The sequence below is a fragment of the Luedemannella flava genome (genome assembly GCF_039528515.1).
Lineage (GTDB): Bacteria > Actinomycetota > Actinomycetes > Mycobacteriales > Micromonosporaceae > Luedemannella > Luedemannella flava.
In genome coordinates this window covers 1-14865 of the sequence record NZ_BAAALT010000077.1, presented here as the reverse complement: position 1 = coordinate 14865, position 14865 = coordinate 1, and the positions used below count along the sequence as shown (strand labels likewise).

Here is a 14865-nt window from a genome sequence, read left to right as displayed (position 1 = left end):
ACCGGCGGCCGCCTCTCCCCCGCCTACGCCCGCCCGCCCCGCTGAGCCCCGGCCGGGCGACACCCCCCGGCGTGCGCACCGCCTCCTCGTTGAACACGGTGGAGGCGGTGCAGACCACGATGAGATCACGAATCCCGCGCCCGCTCGGGCGCCTCGACGGCCTGATCACCCGGGCGTTGCTGCGGCAGTCCTGGCGCGGCCTGGACGCCGCGCCGCGCTGGTGGACGCCGGTCGTGCAGAGGCTCGCCGCCCGGGCCACCCTGGGCCGGGCCGCCCGACCGGCCGCGCCGGGGTCAGGCGGACTCGCGCACCACCAGCTCGGTGGGCAGCGTGACGGCGGAGGGGGCGTCGCCGGCCACGAGACCGAGCAGCAGCCGGACCATCTCGCTGCTGATCCGGGCCCACGGCTGGCGGATAGTGGTCAGGGCCGGCTGTGAGGTCAGCGCGATGCTCGAGTCGTCGAAGCCGCCTACCGCGACGTCACCCGGCACCGACCGGCCGGCGCGGCGCAGCGCGGTGAGGGCGCCGGCCGCCGTGAGGTCGGAGGCGACGAAGACCGCGTCGAGGTCGGGCGCCTGGGCGAGCAGCCGCTCCATGGCCGCCTCGCCGCTGGCCCGGGTGTAGTCGCCGGTCACCACGAGCGACGGGTCGCCCGCCTCGCCGAGGACCTCCCGGTAGCCGGCGAGCCGCTCGATGCCGCCCGCCGTGTCCAGCGGGCCGGTGATCATGCCGATCCGCCGGCGGCCCAGGCCGGTCAGGTACTCCACCATCTGGCGGGCGCCGTCGCGCTCGTCGACGCCGACGTAGGCGACCCGGCGCTCGTACCCGATGGGCTTGCCGCAGGCGACCACGGGCAGGTCCTGCGCGGCCAGGTCGTCCAGCAACGGGTTGCCCCGGTGGGTGGAGACCAGCAGTGCCCCGTCGACGTGCCCGGAGGTGAGGTACCGGGTGACCCGGGGCCGCTCCTCCGGGGTGCCGGCGATGGTCATGACCAGGGTGATGTCGTGCTCGGCGAGGGCCTGCGTGCAGCCGTGCATGAGCAGGCTGAAGTTCGGGTCCTCGAACAGCCGTTCCTGCGGCTCGGTCAGCACGAACGCGACGGACTGGGAGCGCTGGGTGACCAGGCTGCGGGCGTGCTGGTTCACCACGTACCCGGTCTGCCGGATGGCCTTGGCGACGGCCTCCGCCGCGGGCCGGCTGACGTTGCGGCCGCCGTTGAGCACGCGCGAGACGGTCCCGCGGGAGACGCCAGCCACGGCCGCCACGTCATCCATGGTCGGCCGCGGCCGGCGTGCCGGACCGTTGGACTGTCTCACCACGGTCATGCTGATCTACCCCTTGGTGGCTCCGGAGAGCAGGTCGATACGCCAGTATCGCTGCAATGTCAGGAACAACGCCGCGAGCGGCAAGATCGACAATAGCGAACCGGTGATCACCAGGGTATACAGCGCGGGGGTGGTGTTGCCCTGCCTGAGCAGCGTGTACAGGCCCACAGTCAGCGGGAACTTATGGTCATCGCTGAGCATGACGAACGCGAGCAGAAAGTTGTTCCAGATCGCCACGAACTGGAACAGGAACACCGTAACCAGGCCAGGTCGCATGATCGGCAGGGCGATCATGCTGAAGATGCGCACGTCGCTGGCCCCGTCGGTGCGGGCCGCCTCGATCAACGAGTCCGGGATCGCGGCCGCCGCGTAGATGCGGGCCAGGTACATGCCGTACGGGCTGACGATGCTCGGCAGCAGCACCGACCAATACGAGTCGGTCAGGCCGACCTTCGCCATCAACAGGTACTGCGGGATCGCCAGCGTGACGGCCGGCACCAGCACGCCCGCGAGCAGGATGTTGAAGATGACGTTCCGTCCCCGGAACCGGTACTTGGCGAGTGTGTATCCGGTAAGCCCGGAAAGTACCGCGGAGAGGAACGCGCCCGCGCCCGCGTAGAAGGCGGTGTTGGCGGTCCACTCCCAGAACATGCCACCCCGGTAGGTGGTCAGGTCGTGGATGTTCTCGAACAACGACGTGCCGGGCATGAAGGTGAGCGTGTCGAACAGGTCGTCGCGGCTCTTCGTCGCCGCGATGACGACCCACGCGACCGGGGTCAGGCAGTACAGCGCGCCCAGCATGAGGGCGGCCGTGCCGAGGACACTCGTTCTGCGCTGCTTCTGCGGGCGCGCCGGCGGGTGCTTGTGGGTGCTGACGGACCTGTCGGTCGCCAGGGCCGTACTCATTGATCCTCCGATCCGAAGGCGCGATTCTGCACTGCACGCAGGAACCCGAAGGAGAGGATCAGGGTGATCCCGGCGATCACGATCGACGTGGCGGCGGCCGAGTAGAGGTCGTTGCGCACGAAGGCGTCCCGGTAGATCTTCATCAGGGGGGTCCAGGTCGACGACAGCGAGTTGGTCATCGGCGCGAGCGTGGTGGGCTCGGTGAAGACCTGCAGCGTCGCGATGAGCGAGAACACGGTGGTCATGATGAGGGCCGGCGTCACCAGCGGAATCTTGATCCGCCAGGCGATCTGCCACTCCGAGCAGCCGTCGATGCGGGCCGACTCGAACAGCTCGCGCGGGATGGCCCGCAGCGAGGTGTAGATAACGATCATGTTGAAGCCGACGCCGCCCCAGACGCCGATGTTGGCCAACGCCCCGACGATCGAGCCCTGACCGAGCAGGTCGGGTCCCTCGACGCCGAACCGCTCGAGAACGTAGTGCAGCGGGCTGACCGCCGGCAGGTAGAGGAAGCCCCACAGCAGCGAGGCGACCACGCTCGGCACGGCGTACGGCAGGAAGATCGCGATCCGGCCGAACCGCGCGAACCGGGTGCGCGGCGCGTCGAGCAGCAGCGCGAACAGCAGCGCTGACAGCAGCATGGCCGGCAGCAGGATCGCGCCGTACCCGAGCACGCGCAGCGCGCCCGCCCAGAGCTCCGGATCGGTGAAAGTCGCCTGGTAGTTGTCGAGTCCGGCGAAGATCTCCTTGCGGGACCCCTTGCCGAGGCCGAGGCCGGAGACCTTCACCTTGCGGAAGCTCAGGTACGCGGTGTACCCGATGGGGACCAGCAGAACGAGGGTGAAGAGGACCACCGCCGGGGCGAGGAAGACGTACGGCACCAGGTTCGGTGCCGTACGCTTCCGCGACCGGCCGGCAGGTGTTGCGTCCACGGACATGTGTGCGCTCCTGTGCCGACTCTGTATGGGGCGGTGGTTAGCCGGCGACCTTGAAGCCGGCCTTCTTCAGGTCGTCCAGGGTCGTCGTCTGCATGGTGTCCAGGGCGCCGCCGAACGGGGCCTTGTCGGCGATGGCCTTGGCGAAGGCATCCTTGTACGCGCTGTACGCGACGTTGACGTTGGGGCCGAAGGTGAAGCCGGCCGCCGTGTCGGCGATGCCCTTGGCCGTGACGTAGAAGTCAGGCTGGTTCGGGAAGAAGTCGGGCGCGGTGGCCAGCGCCGGGCCGGCCTGGGCCGCCTTCGACGCCGGGTAGATGCCACCCTCGCGGACCAGGGCCGCGACGGCCTCGGGGTCGGTGTTCAGCCAGACGGCGAACTGCGCGGCCGCGTCCTTGTGCTTCGAGCCCTCGGTCACCGCGGTGGTCGAGCCACCCCAGCTACCGGTCTTGTTCTCCCCGGCGACCCACTGCGGCAGCGGCGCCATGGCCCACTTGCCCTTCGTGTCGGCCGCGTTGCCGGCCAGCACGCCGGGACCCCAGATCGCGCTGGGCCAGGCCAGCAGGGTGCCGTCGTTGAGCGACTTGTTCCACTCGGGGGTGTACATGGGCTTGCTGTCCACGACGCCCTCGGCGACGAGGCCGCTCCAGTAGTCGGTGACCTTCTTGGTGGCCGGGTCGTTGACCGAGACACTCCAGGTGTCGCCGTTCACGCCCCACCACGAGGCACCGGCCTGCTGGGCCAGGCCCACGAACCAACCCGGGTCACCCGAGGAGAAGGTGGTCAGGTAGGACTTGGGGGCCTTCTTCCTCGCCGCACGCGCCGTGGCGGCGAATTCTTCCCAGGTCTTCGGCACGGTCAGGCCGTACTTCTTGAAGAGGTCCTCGCGGTAGTAGAGCATCATCGGGCCGACGTCCTGCGGGATCGCGTAGACCGCGTCGCTGCCCAGGGTGACGGTCTGCCACACACCGTCGGCGAAGTCGCTCTTCGCGTTGCCGACCTTGTCCTTGATGTCAGCGAGCACGTCGTTGCTGACCAGCGTGGGCAGGGCCTGGTACTCGACCTGGGCCAGGTCCGGCGGGCTGCCGGCCTTGGCGGCGGTCAGGAGCTTCGTGACCTCCTCGTCACCCTGAGCCTGCTTGCTCGCGGTGACGTGGATGTTCGGATGCGTGGAGTTCCACTTCTCCACCACCTTGTCGATGTTCGGCACCCAGGTCCAGAAGGTGAGCTCCACCTTCTCGTCCGTCTTCGTGCCGCCACCGTTGTCGCCGCCGCTGTTGCACGCGGCCGCGAAAAGGCTGACGCCGAGCAGGAGAACCGCAGCGGTCCTCCGTCGTGCGATGCGCATAAACGCCCTCCGGCATTGTGAGCATGGTCAAGATTGCGGTGGTGTTTCATGGCTGTGAGCGCTCACAGTCTTGGGGCGTTTCCGGCACGTGTCAATAGGCACCTAGTTCCAAAATTTGCTCCTAGACAACGCCGTAAGCTGTACGGAGGATGTTGGGAGCGCTCACAGCCTGGAGACAGCACATGCACCCACTGACGGCCGTACCGGCCAGCCCAGCGGACCCCCATCGCGGTCCCGCCAACAGCTCGTTGCGCTTCGGCAACAGTCCGGCCACATTGGACACCACGCTCGACGTGGTGCCCGGTGTCGCGCCGGCGCGATGGCCGCGGCGGCCGGCCGGCATCGCCTATGGCGGCGACTACAACCCCGAGCAGTGGCCGGAGGACGTGTGGGCCGAGGACATCGCGCTCATGCGCGAGGCCGGGGTCAACCTCGTGAGCGTGGGCATCTTCGCCTGGGCGAAGCTGGAGCCGACGGAGGGCCTGTTCTCCTTCGACTGGCTCGACCGGCTGCTGGACCAGTTGCACGCCGCCGGCATCGCCGTCGACCTGGGCACCCCCACCGCCGCGCCGCCGCCGTGGTTCTCCCACCGTCACCCGCACGTGCGGCCGGTGACGCGCGAGGGGCAGGTGCTGGGCAGTGGCGGCCGGCAGGGCTTCTGCCCCAGCTCCCCCGAGTACGCGGTCGCTGCGTCGCGGGTGACCACGCAGCTCGCCCGCCGTTACGCGACCCACCCCGCCGTCGTGCTCTGGCACGTCTACAACGAGTACGGCGCGCCGGTCGGCGAGTGCTACTGCGACGTGTCCGCGGCCGCCTTCCGCGACTGGCTGCGTGCCCGCTACCACGACCTGGACGCGCTCAACGAGGCGTGGGGCACGCTGTTCTGGAGCCAGCGCTACGGCGACTGGGCGCAGATCGAGGCGCCGCGCGCGGCGGCGACGGTGGTGAACCCGGCCCAGCGGCTGGACTTCGCGCGCTTCACCTCCGACGCGCTGCTGGCCAACTTCCGCCGCGAGCGCGACATCCTGCACGAGCTGGCGCCCGGTATCCCGGTGACCACGAACTTCCAGCTCGCCAACTGCAAGGCGCTGGACTACTGGCAGTGGGCCGGCGAGGTCGACGTCGTGTCCAACGACCACTACCTGCAGGCTGAGCGCCTCGACAACCACGTCGAGCTGGCCATGTGCGCCGACCTGACCCGCTCGGTGTCGGCCGGCCGGCCGTGGCTGCTCATGGAGCACTCCACCAGCGCGGTGAACTGGCAGCCCCGCAACGTCGCCAAGCGGCCCGGGCAGATGCGGCGCAACAGCCTGTCGCACGTGGCGCGTGGCGCGGACTCGGTGCTGTTCTTCCAGTGGCGGGCCAGCCGGCGCGGCGCCGAGAAGTTCCACTCGGCGATGCTGCCGCACGGCGGCGCCGGCACCCGGATCTGGCGCGAGGTCGTCGACCTGGGCCTGGACCTGAGCTCGCTGCGTCCGCTTCGCGGCACCCGGGTCACCGCCGACGTGGCGGTCGTCTGGGACTGGCCGGCCTGGTGGGCGCTGGAGCTGGAATGGCGGCCCTCGGCCGACCTCGGCTACCGCGAGCGCCTCGAGGCGTACTACGGGCAGCTGTGGCGCGACCACCTGACGGTCGACTTCGTCCACCCGGAGGCCGAGCTCAGCGCGTACCCGCTGGTGGTGGTCCCGAGTCTGTACCTGACGACGCCGGCGGCCGCGGCGAACCTGCGCTCGTACGTGGACGCGGGCGGCAGCGTCGTCGTGTCGTACTTCTCGGGCATCGTGGACGCGGACGACGCGATCTACCCGGGCGGGCACCCGGGCGCGCTGCGCGACCTGCTCGGCCTGGAGGTCGACGAGTTCCTGCCGCTGCGCCAGGGCGACCGGGTGCGCCTGTCCGACGGGTCGACGGGCGACGTGTGGGCCGAGGACGTCCGGCTGGGCGGCGCCACCGCCGTGGCCACGTACGTCGACGGCCCGGCGGCCGGCGGCCCGGCCATCACCCACCACCGCTACGGCGCCGGCCACGCCTGGTACGTGTCGACCCGCACGCACGGCGACGACCTGCGCGGGATCCTACGGATCGCCTACGCCGGGGTGGGCCTCGTGCCGCCGGCCGGCATCCCCGACGACGTGGAGGTGGTGCGGCGCTCGGGTCCCGACGCGTCGTACATCGTGATCATCAACCACCGGGACGACGACGCGACCGTCGCCGCCACCGGCATGGAGCTGCTCACCGGCATGCCCTGCGCGGGCAGTGTGACCGTGCCGGCCGGCGCGGTACGGGTGGTCGCGACCCCCCGCTAGCGCACAGCGGACACACCGCGGGGCCGGCGCATCGCGCCGGCCCCGCGGGTCGTTCCGGATGGGTCAGGCGGTGCCGAGGACCGCCACCACGGGCAGCGCCCGCGAGTTGTAGTCGAACATCGCCTGGTTCTCCCACGCGTTGCCCGAGTTCGGGTTGGTCGGATCCCAACCGTTGCCGGCGACCGCCGTCCACGCCGGCTCCCAGTAGAAGACGCCGAGACCGCGGTTGTTGGGCACGTTGCGGACCACGTTGTAGACCGCCTTCAGCTCGTCGACCTGACCCTGCGCGCTGGCGGGGAAGCCGCCGGCCGACGCCAGGGACGAGTTGAAGATGTTCTCGTGCGCGTCCTTCTGCGCGGTCGTGAAGCCGTACGCGGTCTCGACCACGACGACGTCCTTGTTGTACCGGGTGGCCATGTCATTGAGGTTGGCCTGCAGGCCGGACAGCGACCCGTGCCAGTACGGGTAGTACGACGCGCCGATGACGTCGAACTGCACGCCCTGGCCGACGACCCCGTCGAACCACCAGCGGAACAGCGAGTTGTTGCCGCCCTCGGCGAGGTGCAGCATCACCCGGGTGCCGGTGTTCACTGCCTTGACCGCGTTGATGCCCGACTTGAGCAGCTGGCCGAGGTTGTAGAAGTTCTGCGAGGTGCCGTCGGGCAGCAGCATGCCCGCGTTGAGCTCGTTGCCGACCTGCACCATGTCGGCCGTGGTGCCCTGGTTCCTCAGCGCGTTGAGCACGTCGTACGTGTGGTTGTAGACGGCGTCGCGCAGCTGCGCGAACGAGTAGCCCGACCAGGCCGCGGGCTTGGTCTGGTGACCCGGGTCGGCCCACGAGTCGGAGTAGTGGAAGTCGACCAGCAGCTTCATGCCCGCCGCCTTGATCCGGCTGGCCATGGTGAGCACGCGGGCCTTGTTGTTGTAGCCGTCGGCCGGGTTCACCCAGACCTTGAGGCGGGCGTAGTTGGCGCCGCCGTTGCGCAGGATCGTGATGGCGTCGCCGCGGTTGCCGTTCGCGTCGTAGTACAGGGCGCCCTTGTCCTCGTTCTTCTTGAGGGCGGACAGGTCGACGCCGCGGATCGAGATCGTACTGCTGCCCCCGCCCGTGGAGCCGGACCGCGTGAACGTCACGTCGTCCACGTTGATCCAGTTGTTCGCGTTGGCCCGTGACCGGATGACCACCGTGCAGTTGCCGGCGGAGGTGACGTTGATGCTGCCCGAGATCTGCGTCCAACTGCTGGTCGAGGTGGGGATGTAGACCATCACCTCGGAGCTGCCGCAGTTGCGCAGCGAGATGTAGGAGGCCCCCTGCCCGCCGCTGGAGCGCGTCCAGGCGGTCATCGTGTAGGTGCCCGCCGTCAGCCCGGTCAGCGTCTGGGTGGTCTCGACGGTGTACGCGGCCGACGCCCAGTGCGCGAGGTGGTAGCCGCCGTTGCGGCCGCCGTACTCGGACTTGCTGGCCGCCACGGTGCCGGACTCCGACCAGCCGGTGGGCGTCTGGCTGGCCCCGTTGCTGTCGAAGCCGGGGTTGGTCAGGGTGCTGGCCGCGGTCGCCCACGGCGCGGCGACGAGGACCGTCGCGGCCGTGGCGAGCGCCGCACCCAGCGCGAGCAGCCGGCGCGGCACCCTGCGCCGGCGTGCCGTGGGTGGTGTGGGGGACGTGGTGGAGTCGGACATGGAGTCCTCCGGTGTCGGATCATGCAGGGAGCGCTCACAGCCATGGCACACCCGGTGCGTCTCGCCACCGCCGCAGCGGCCGACCGACGGGTGGCAACACATCGACATCGACCACTGTGAAGCGTCACAGTCGCACGGCGACCCGCCCGCTGTCAACCCAGCGGAAATCGTCTATGCGTCGGCCACGGCGCCCGCGACCGCCGGGACGGCCGGCGTCGCGCCCTCGCGCAGCAGCCGGGCGAACGCGTCGACCAGGTCGACCAGGTCGACCTGGTCCGGGTCGAGCAGCCACTGCAGCTGCAGACCGTCCATCACGGCCACGAGCAGCGCGGAGGCCTGCTCTGGAGTGAGCCCGGCAGCGAGGCGCTCCCCCAGCTCCTCGCGCAGGCCCGCCACGTGGTGCTCGCGCGCGACCCGGTACCGCGCGATGAAGTACTCCCGGGCGGGGTGCGCGTCGGTGACGCTCTCAGCGGACAGCACGGTGAAGGACTGGACCACGCCGGGCCGGGTGGCGTTGTACTCCATCAGGTGACGCATGCCGTCCAGGTGCGGCTCGTCGCTGCCCCCGTCGAAACGCTGGTAGTCCTCCGCGTCGCGGAGCTTGAGCACCTCGACCAGCAACGCCTGCTTGGTCGGGAAGTAGTGCAGGACGCCCTGCTGGGTCAGGCCGATCCGCTCGGCGACCACGGCCAGGGAGGTGCCCCGGTAGCCCCGCTCGGCGAACGTCTCCAGGGCCACCCGCAGGATCTCGTCGCGCCGGTTGTGCGCCCGACCGCCCCGCCGGTTGTCGACGTCGCCCATGTGGTTCCTCCATCCCGGGAGCCGCTAGCCTAGCGGTAATCCCCGCGACGGTGCGTCATCCGGCCTACCTCGCGATCAGTAGGCCGGTGCCGTGGTCCGGGATGTCGTCGCAGGTCGCGGTGCGATCAGCCGCCGCCGGGCGGCGGGCGGTCGCACCGGAACACGTCAGGCCGGCGGTTGGTCGCCCGGGTTCGTGTGCTCGGCGAGGAACCGCTCGAGCTCCGCGCCGAGCTCCTCGGCGGTGGGCAGCGGCCCCGCCGCCGCGAGCAGGTTGGCGCCGCCGTCGCGACCGAGCGTGAACGAGTCGTACTGCTGCTCGAGGGCCCGGACCAGGTTGGTGGCCTCGTCCGACTCGGCCACCTGGGCGTCGACCGAGCTACGGACCTCCTCCGCCGACTCGCGCAGCGCCTCGGTGGGCAGCAGCAGGCCGGTCGCCTTGGAGATGGACGCGAGCAGCTGTTCGGCGGCCGCCGGGTAGTCGCTCTGCGCCAGGTAGTGGGGCACGTGCGCCGCGAACCCGATCGCGTCGCGGCCCCGCTGGCCCAGCCGGTACTCCAACAGGTGGCCGACGCCGGCCGGCACCCGCACGCGCTGCAGCCAGGGCTCGTAGCCCGTGATGAGCTCGCGGCGGGTGGCGTGCGCGGTCACCCCGACCGGGCGGGTGTGCGGCACGCCCATGGGGATCGCGTTGAGCCCGACGGTCAGGCGGACGCCCAGGCGGTCGATGACGTCCATCGCCGAGGTCACGAACCGCTCCCAGGCGAAGTCGGGCTCCGGCCCGTCGAGCAGCAGGAACGGCGTCTCCTGCGCGTCGCGCAGCAGGTTGATCACGAGCCTGGGCTCCTCATAGGACGCCCAGTGGTCCTCGACGAAGTCCATGATCGGGCGGCGGGCCCGGTAGTCGAGCATCTGGTCGAGGTCGAAGGTCACGACCTCCTCGCCATTGAGCGTGTCGAGGAGGTGCTCGCGGACCAGCCGGCTGGCCGCGCCGGCGTCGACGAAGCCGGTCAGGGCCTGGATCAGGACGGGCTGCCCCATGTCGGGCAGGTCGGTGGCCAGTTCGTACAGCTCCCGCGGGTCGCCCAAAACCACGTACTCCTCGTCAGTGCGTCACGAAGGTCCTCGCTGAACCGTACCCCGCGCCGGGACCACCGACGTTGCGCCGGTGGCGAACACCTCATGCGACAAAAGGGCATAATCCAGACTGTGACGGATAGATCAGCCCCGGCGATGAGGACGGCGGACGGGCGCGGCGGCGCCACCGCCGTCCTCATCGCGACCTGCGTGTCCGCGCTCGTGGTGAACGCCAACACCTCGGCGGTGAGCATCCTGCTGCCCGCCATCAGCCGCGACGTCGGCTCCTCCGTGGCCCAGCTGCAGTGGGCCGTGACGGCGTACTCCCTGGTGGGCGCGGCGGTGATCGTCACCTCCGGGACCATGGGCGACATCTTCGGCCGCCGGCGGATCTTCCTGTACGGGCTGCTGCTGTTCATCGTCTCGTGCGTGTGGATCGGCCTGTCCGACTCCGGGTGGGCGGTCATCGCCGGCCGCGCCGTGCAGGGCGCCTCGGGCGCGACGATCCTCGCCTGCGGAATGAGCCTCATCTCCGTCGCCACGACCGGGGACGCGCAGGTGCGGGCGGTGTCCCTGTGGGGCGGGGCGTCGGCCGTCGGCGCCTCGGTCGGGCCGCTGCTCGGCGGCGCGCTGGTCGACATCGCCGGCTGGCAGGGGCTGTTCTGGGTGGACGCGGTCATCGCGGCCGCCTGCGTGCCCGTGACGCTGCGCGGGGTGGCCGAGTCGAGCGACCCGACCCGGCCGCGCGACATCGACGTGCTCGGCACCGTCCTCATCGCGGTCGTGCTCGTGCCGGTGATCCTCGCGCTGACGGAGGGCAGCTCGTGGGGCTGGCTGTCACTGGCGACGCTGGGTTGCTTCGCGCTCTCCGCGGGCGCGCTGGTCGCCTTCGTCGCGGTGGAGAAGCGCTCGGCGGCGCCGCTGCTGGACCTGGCCATGCTGCGCAACGGCCGGCTCGTCGGCGCGACCCTGGTGATCCTCATCGGCGCGGCCGCGATCAACGGCCTGATGTACATCCTGAGCATCTACCTGCAGGACCCGGCCACGCTGCACATGAGCCCGCTGACGGCGGCCGTGGCCACCCTGCCGGCCATGCTCGGCATGCTCGTCATCTCGCTGTTCGTGAGCGCGATCGCGGCGCGGTTGGGCACCCGGCAGACGATCGGCCTCGGGTTCGTCATCTCCACGGTCGGCTTCGGGGTGCTGGCCGGCACCCGACTCGACTGGGAATACGCCATGTTCGTGCTGCCGCTGGTGGCGATCGCGGTCGGCATGGGCCTGACCAACGGCCCGGCGTCCGCGATGGCGACCACCGTCGTGCCGGCAACCCAGGTGGGGGCCGCCTCGGGCGTGTCGAACATGGCCCGCTACGTGGGGTCGGCCGTCGCCGTGGCGGCCTGCGCCGCCGTCTACAGCGGTGTGGCCGCCAACGCCACGGCGGCGTGGGCGGCGGCGGGCGACGCCGTCGCCAAGGGCATGGCGCGGGCGTCGCTGCTGCTCACCATCATGTCGGCGGTCGGCATCCTGCTGTGCCTGCTCGCCCGCCGGCACCGCGTGGCGCACCCGGACTCCTCGCACGTGGCCCAGGCCGCCGCCGCCGTCGCGCACACCGTGCCCGCCCGGGCCGCCGACTGATATCGCATACCGATATCGCGCGCCGGGCGCGTTCGCCGCGCGGTCGCGACGCGACCGTGCCTAGGATCGGCACCATGACTGAGAAGCCGACCGTACAACTACCCGACGAGGCGCCCGACAACCTGGAGATCACCGATCTCGTCGAGGGCTCCGGCCAGGAGGCGACCGCGGGCCAGCAGGTGACCGTCCACTACGTCGGCGTGGGCCTGTCCACCGGCCGCGAGTTCGATGCCTCCTACAACCGGGGCGACCCCTTCTCGTTCCGGCTCGGCGCGGGTCAGGTCATCGCCGGCTGGGACCAGGGCGTGGCGGGCATGAAGGTCGGCGGCCGCCGGCAACTCACCATCCCGGCCCACCTCGGCTACGGCAACCGCGGCGCGGGCGGCGTGATCAAGCCCGGCGAGACGCTCGTCTTCGTCGTCGACCTGCTCGCCGTCAACTGACCCGCTAAACGCGAAACCGGCCCGCGGTGAACCACCGCGGGCCGGTCCCACGCAGGTCGGTGTGCCGGTCGCCTCTCGGCGAGTGGCGCGACGCGGCTCCAGCCGGACGGTATTCCGCGAAGGCAGTTTGGTGAGGCCCGGGGACACAGGACACACCGACAGCTGGTACAACGAGCGGACCCCGCGATCGCTTCCCGTCCCGGCTGTGGTGCCGGTCACGACCCCACCGGCGTGGTGACCTCCCGGCCCTCGACGCCGCACCCCAAGATGGAGTACCCATGAACGGCACGCGCGGCGGTCGGAGGATCATGCGTCGGAGGGTTCGCCACCCGGTGCGGCTCGTCCCGATCGCCTTTCTGGCCGTCATCGCGATCGGCACCGTGCTGCTGGCACTGCCTCCCGCCCGGGCCGGGGCGGGCGCCGCGCCGTTCGTGACCGCCCTGTTCACCGCGACCTCGTCGGTGTGCGTCACCGGCCTCACCGTGGTGGACACGGCGACCTACTGGTCGCCGTTCGGACAGGTCATGATCATGGTGCTCACGCAGGTGGGCGGCTTCGGCGTGATGGCGATGGCGACGCTGCTCAGCATCGCGGTGGGCCGCCGCCTCGGGCTGCGCGGGCGGCTGCTCGCCCGCGCCGAGAACCAGGCGCTGGACCTCAACAACCCGGGCCGGGTGCTCGCCCGGATCGCCATCGTCATGGCCGTCGCCGAGTCGCTGATCCTCGTCGTGGTCGCCGGCCGTCTCTGGCTCGGCTACGACTACGCCTTCGGCAGAGCGCTGTGGTACGGGCTGTTCCACGCGGTGTCCGCGTTCAACAACGCCGGCTTCGCGCTCTGGTCGGACAGCCTCACCCAGTTCGTCGGCGACGCCTGGATCTGCCTGCCCCTCACCCTCGGCGTCATCGCCGGCAGCCTCGGCTTCCCCGTCATGTTCGAACTGTGGTGGACGGGCCGCAAGCCGGCCCGGTGGTCCACGCACACCCGGCTCACCGTCGCCGGGTCCATCGTGCTGCTGGTCGTCGGGTTCGGCGTGATGCTCGCCTTCGAGTGGGGCAACCCGGACACGTTCGGCCCGCTCGGCGTCGCGGACAAGGTGCTGGCCGCGTTCACCCAGGGCGCCATGCCGCGCTCGGGGGGGCTCAACAGCGTCGACTACGGCGCCATGCTGCCGGCCACCATCGCGGTGACGATCGGGCTCATGTTCATCGGCGGCGGCTCGGCCGGCACCGGCGGCGGCATCAAGGTCACCACGTTCTTCCTCCTCGCGTACGTCATCAAGGCCGAGATCAAGGGCGAGCCCGACGTGGTGATCGGGCGCCGGCGCGTCGCCGAGACGACCCAGCGGCAGGCGATCAGCGTCGCGCTGGGCGGGGTGGCCCTGTGCGCGCTGGGCTGCCTCGCGCTGCTCACGACCTCGCCCTGGCTCACGCTGGAACGCGCGCTGTTCGAGTCGGTGTCGGCATTCGCCACGGTCGGCCTGTCGCTCGGCGTCACGGGCAACCTCGGCGCGCAGGCTCAGCTCGTACTCGTCGTATTGATGTTCTGTGGCCGGGTGGGTACGGTCACCGTCGCCTCGGCGCTCGCCCTCAACACCCGCCCCAGCCTGCACCGCTACCCGGAAGCGAGGCCGATCGTTGGCTGAGTTGGACAGATCTGACGCCGTCGTCGTCATCGGGCTGGGCCGCTTCGGCGGCGCGGTCGCGGAGTCGCTGGTCCGCCTCGGGCACCCGGTGCTCGGGATCGACTCGGACGAGCGGCTCGTGCAGTCGTTCGCGGACCGGCTCACCTATGTGGTCGCCGCCGACTCCACCGACGTCGAGGCGCTGCGGCAGCTCGGCGTCGGCGACATCGGCCGCGCCGTCGTCGGGATCGGTACGGACCTGGAGGCGAGCGTGCTGTCCGTGCTCGCGCTCACCGAGCTCAAGGTGACCGAGATCTGGGCGAAGGCGATCAGCCGCCGGCACGGCATGATCCTCGCGCGGATGGGCGCCAACCACGTGATCTACCCCGAGGCCAGCATGGGCGGCCGGGTCGCGCACCTCATCACGAGCAAGATGATCGACTTCATCGAGTTCGAGGACGGCTTCGCGATCGCCAAGGTCCGCGCGCCCGCCTCGGCGGTCGGCCGCACCCTCGCGGACGCGGCCCTCCGTACCCACTTCGGCGTCACCGTGGTCGGCACCAAGACACCCAGCGCGGACTTCGCGTACGCCCGGCCGGAGACCGTGGTGAGCGCCGGCGCGCTGCTCATCGTCGCCGGGCCGACCGACAAGGTGGAGCGCTTCGCGGCGAGCACCTGACGCCGGCCGGACAGGCGAAGGGCGGGCCCCGGAGGGCCCGCCCAACCTGCCGTTGCGGACAACTCAGCTGCCGAAGCTGCCGTCACCGTGGTCGCCACCGCCACCGCCACC

At 70.9% G+C, this 14865-nt stretch carries 12 protein-coding genes; 5 read left to right on the top strand and 7 right to left on the bottom strand.

Annotated features, from left to right (window positions below):
• Nucleotides 1–293 precede the first annotated feature (293 nt).
• The 4 genes from ABD211_RS14760 to ABD211_RS14745 are packed head-to-tail and all read right to left on the bottom strand — an operon-like array spanning nt 294 to nt 4514.
• Nucleotides 294–1274, bottom strand: a complete 981-nt coding sequence (locus ABD211_RS14760) for a LacI family DNA-binding transcriptional regulator (RefSeq protein WP_344131009.1) — start codon at nt 1272–1274, stop codon at nt 294–296.
• Between the two features lie 57 nt (nt 1275–1331).
• Nucleotides 1332–2231 carry a carbohydrate ABC transporter permease gene (locus ABD211_RS14755; RefSeq protein ID WP_344131002.1) on the bottom strand — a complete coding sequence of 300 codons (900 nt, stop codon included), beginning with the start codon at nt 2229–2231 and terminating at the stop codon, nt 1332–1334.
• Complete coding sequence (locus ABD211_RS14750; protein ID WP_344131000.1) at nt 2228–3169, bottom strand: carbohydrate ABC transporter permease; 942 nt, start codon at nt 3167–3169, stop codon at nt 2228–2230. The genes ABD211_RS14755 and ABD211_RS14750 overlap by 4 nt, the downstream gene beginning before the upstream one ends.
• Nucleotides 3170–3206: 37 nt before the next feature.
• Nucleotides 3207–4514 carry an extracellular solute-binding protein gene (locus tag ABD211_RS14745; RefSeq protein WP_344130998.1) on the bottom strand — a complete coding sequence of 436 codons (1308 nt, stop codon included), beginning with the start codon at nt 4512–4514 and terminating at the stop codon, nt 3207–3209.
• 182 nt (nt 4515–4696) lie between these two features.
• Here ABD211_RS14745 and ABD211_RS14740 point away from each other — a divergent pair, with 182 nt between their 5' ends.
• On the top strand, nt 4697–6820 hold the full coding sequence (locus ABD211_RS14740; protein WP_344130995.1) for a beta-galactosidase: 2124 nt from the start codon (nt 4697–4699) through the stop codon (nt 6818–6820).
• 63 nt (nt 6821–6883) lie between these two features.
• Here ABD211_RS14740 and ABD211_RS14735 read toward each other — a convergent pair whose 3' ends face one another.
• The 3 genes from ABD211_RS14735 to ABD211_RS14725 form a co-directional block, all read right to left on the bottom strand.
• Nucleotides 6884–8500, bottom strand: a complete 1617-nt coding sequence (locus tag ABD211_RS14735; RefSeq protein ID WP_344130992.1) for a glycoside hydrolase family 53 protein — start codon at nt 8498–8500, stop codon at nt 6884–6886.
• A 171-nt stretch (nt 8501–8671) separates the two neighbouring features.
• Nucleotides 8672–9301 carry a TetR/AcrR family transcriptional regulator gene (locus tag ABD211_RS14730; protein ID WP_344130989.1) on the bottom strand — a complete coding sequence of 210 codons (630 nt, stop codon included), beginning with the start codon at nt 9299–9301 and terminating at the stop codon, nt 8672–8674.
• 165 nt (nt 9302–9466) lie between these two features.
• Nucleotides 9467–10339 (bottom strand): proteasome assembly chaperone family protein, encoded by an 873-nt coding sequence (locus ABD211_RS14725; RefSeq protein ID WP_425560410.1) that lies wholly within the window; start codon nt 10337–10339, stop codon nt 9467–9469.
• Nucleotides 10340–10507: 168 nt separating this feature from the next.
• On the opposite strand from ABD211_RS14725, the gene ABD211_RS14720 reads away from it, so the two are divergent.
• The 4 genes from ABD211_RS14720 to ABD211_RS14705 all read left to right on the top strand — a co-directional run bounded on the left by ABD211_RS14720 (nt 10508) and on the right by ABD211_RS14705 (nt 14754).
• Nucleotides 10508–12010, top strand: a complete 1503-nt coding sequence (locus ABD211_RS14720; protein WP_344130986.1) for an MFS transporter — start codon at nt 10508–10510, stop codon at nt 12008–12010.
• Nucleotides 12011–12084: 74 nt separating this feature from the next.
• Complete coding sequence (locus ABD211_RS14715; protein ID WP_344130983.1) at nt 12085–12453, top strand: FKBP-type peptidyl-prolyl cis-trans isomerase; 369 nt, start codon at nt 12085–12087, stop codon at nt 12451–12453.
• Between the two features lie 308 nt (nt 12454–12761).
• Entirely contained in the window at nt 12762–14096 is a 1335-nt protein-coding gene (locus tag ABD211_RS14710) for a TrkH family potassium uptake protein (protein ID WP_344131004.1), read from the top strand.
• On the top strand, nt 14089–14754 hold the full coding sequence (locus ABD211_RS14705; protein ID WP_344130980.1) for a potassium channel family protein: 666 nt from the start codon (nt 14089–14091) through the stop codon (nt 14752–14754). Before ABD211_RS14710 ends, ABD211_RS14705 begins: the two co-directional genes overlap by 8 nt.
• The last annotated feature ends 111 nt before the right edge of the window (nt 14755–14865 follow it).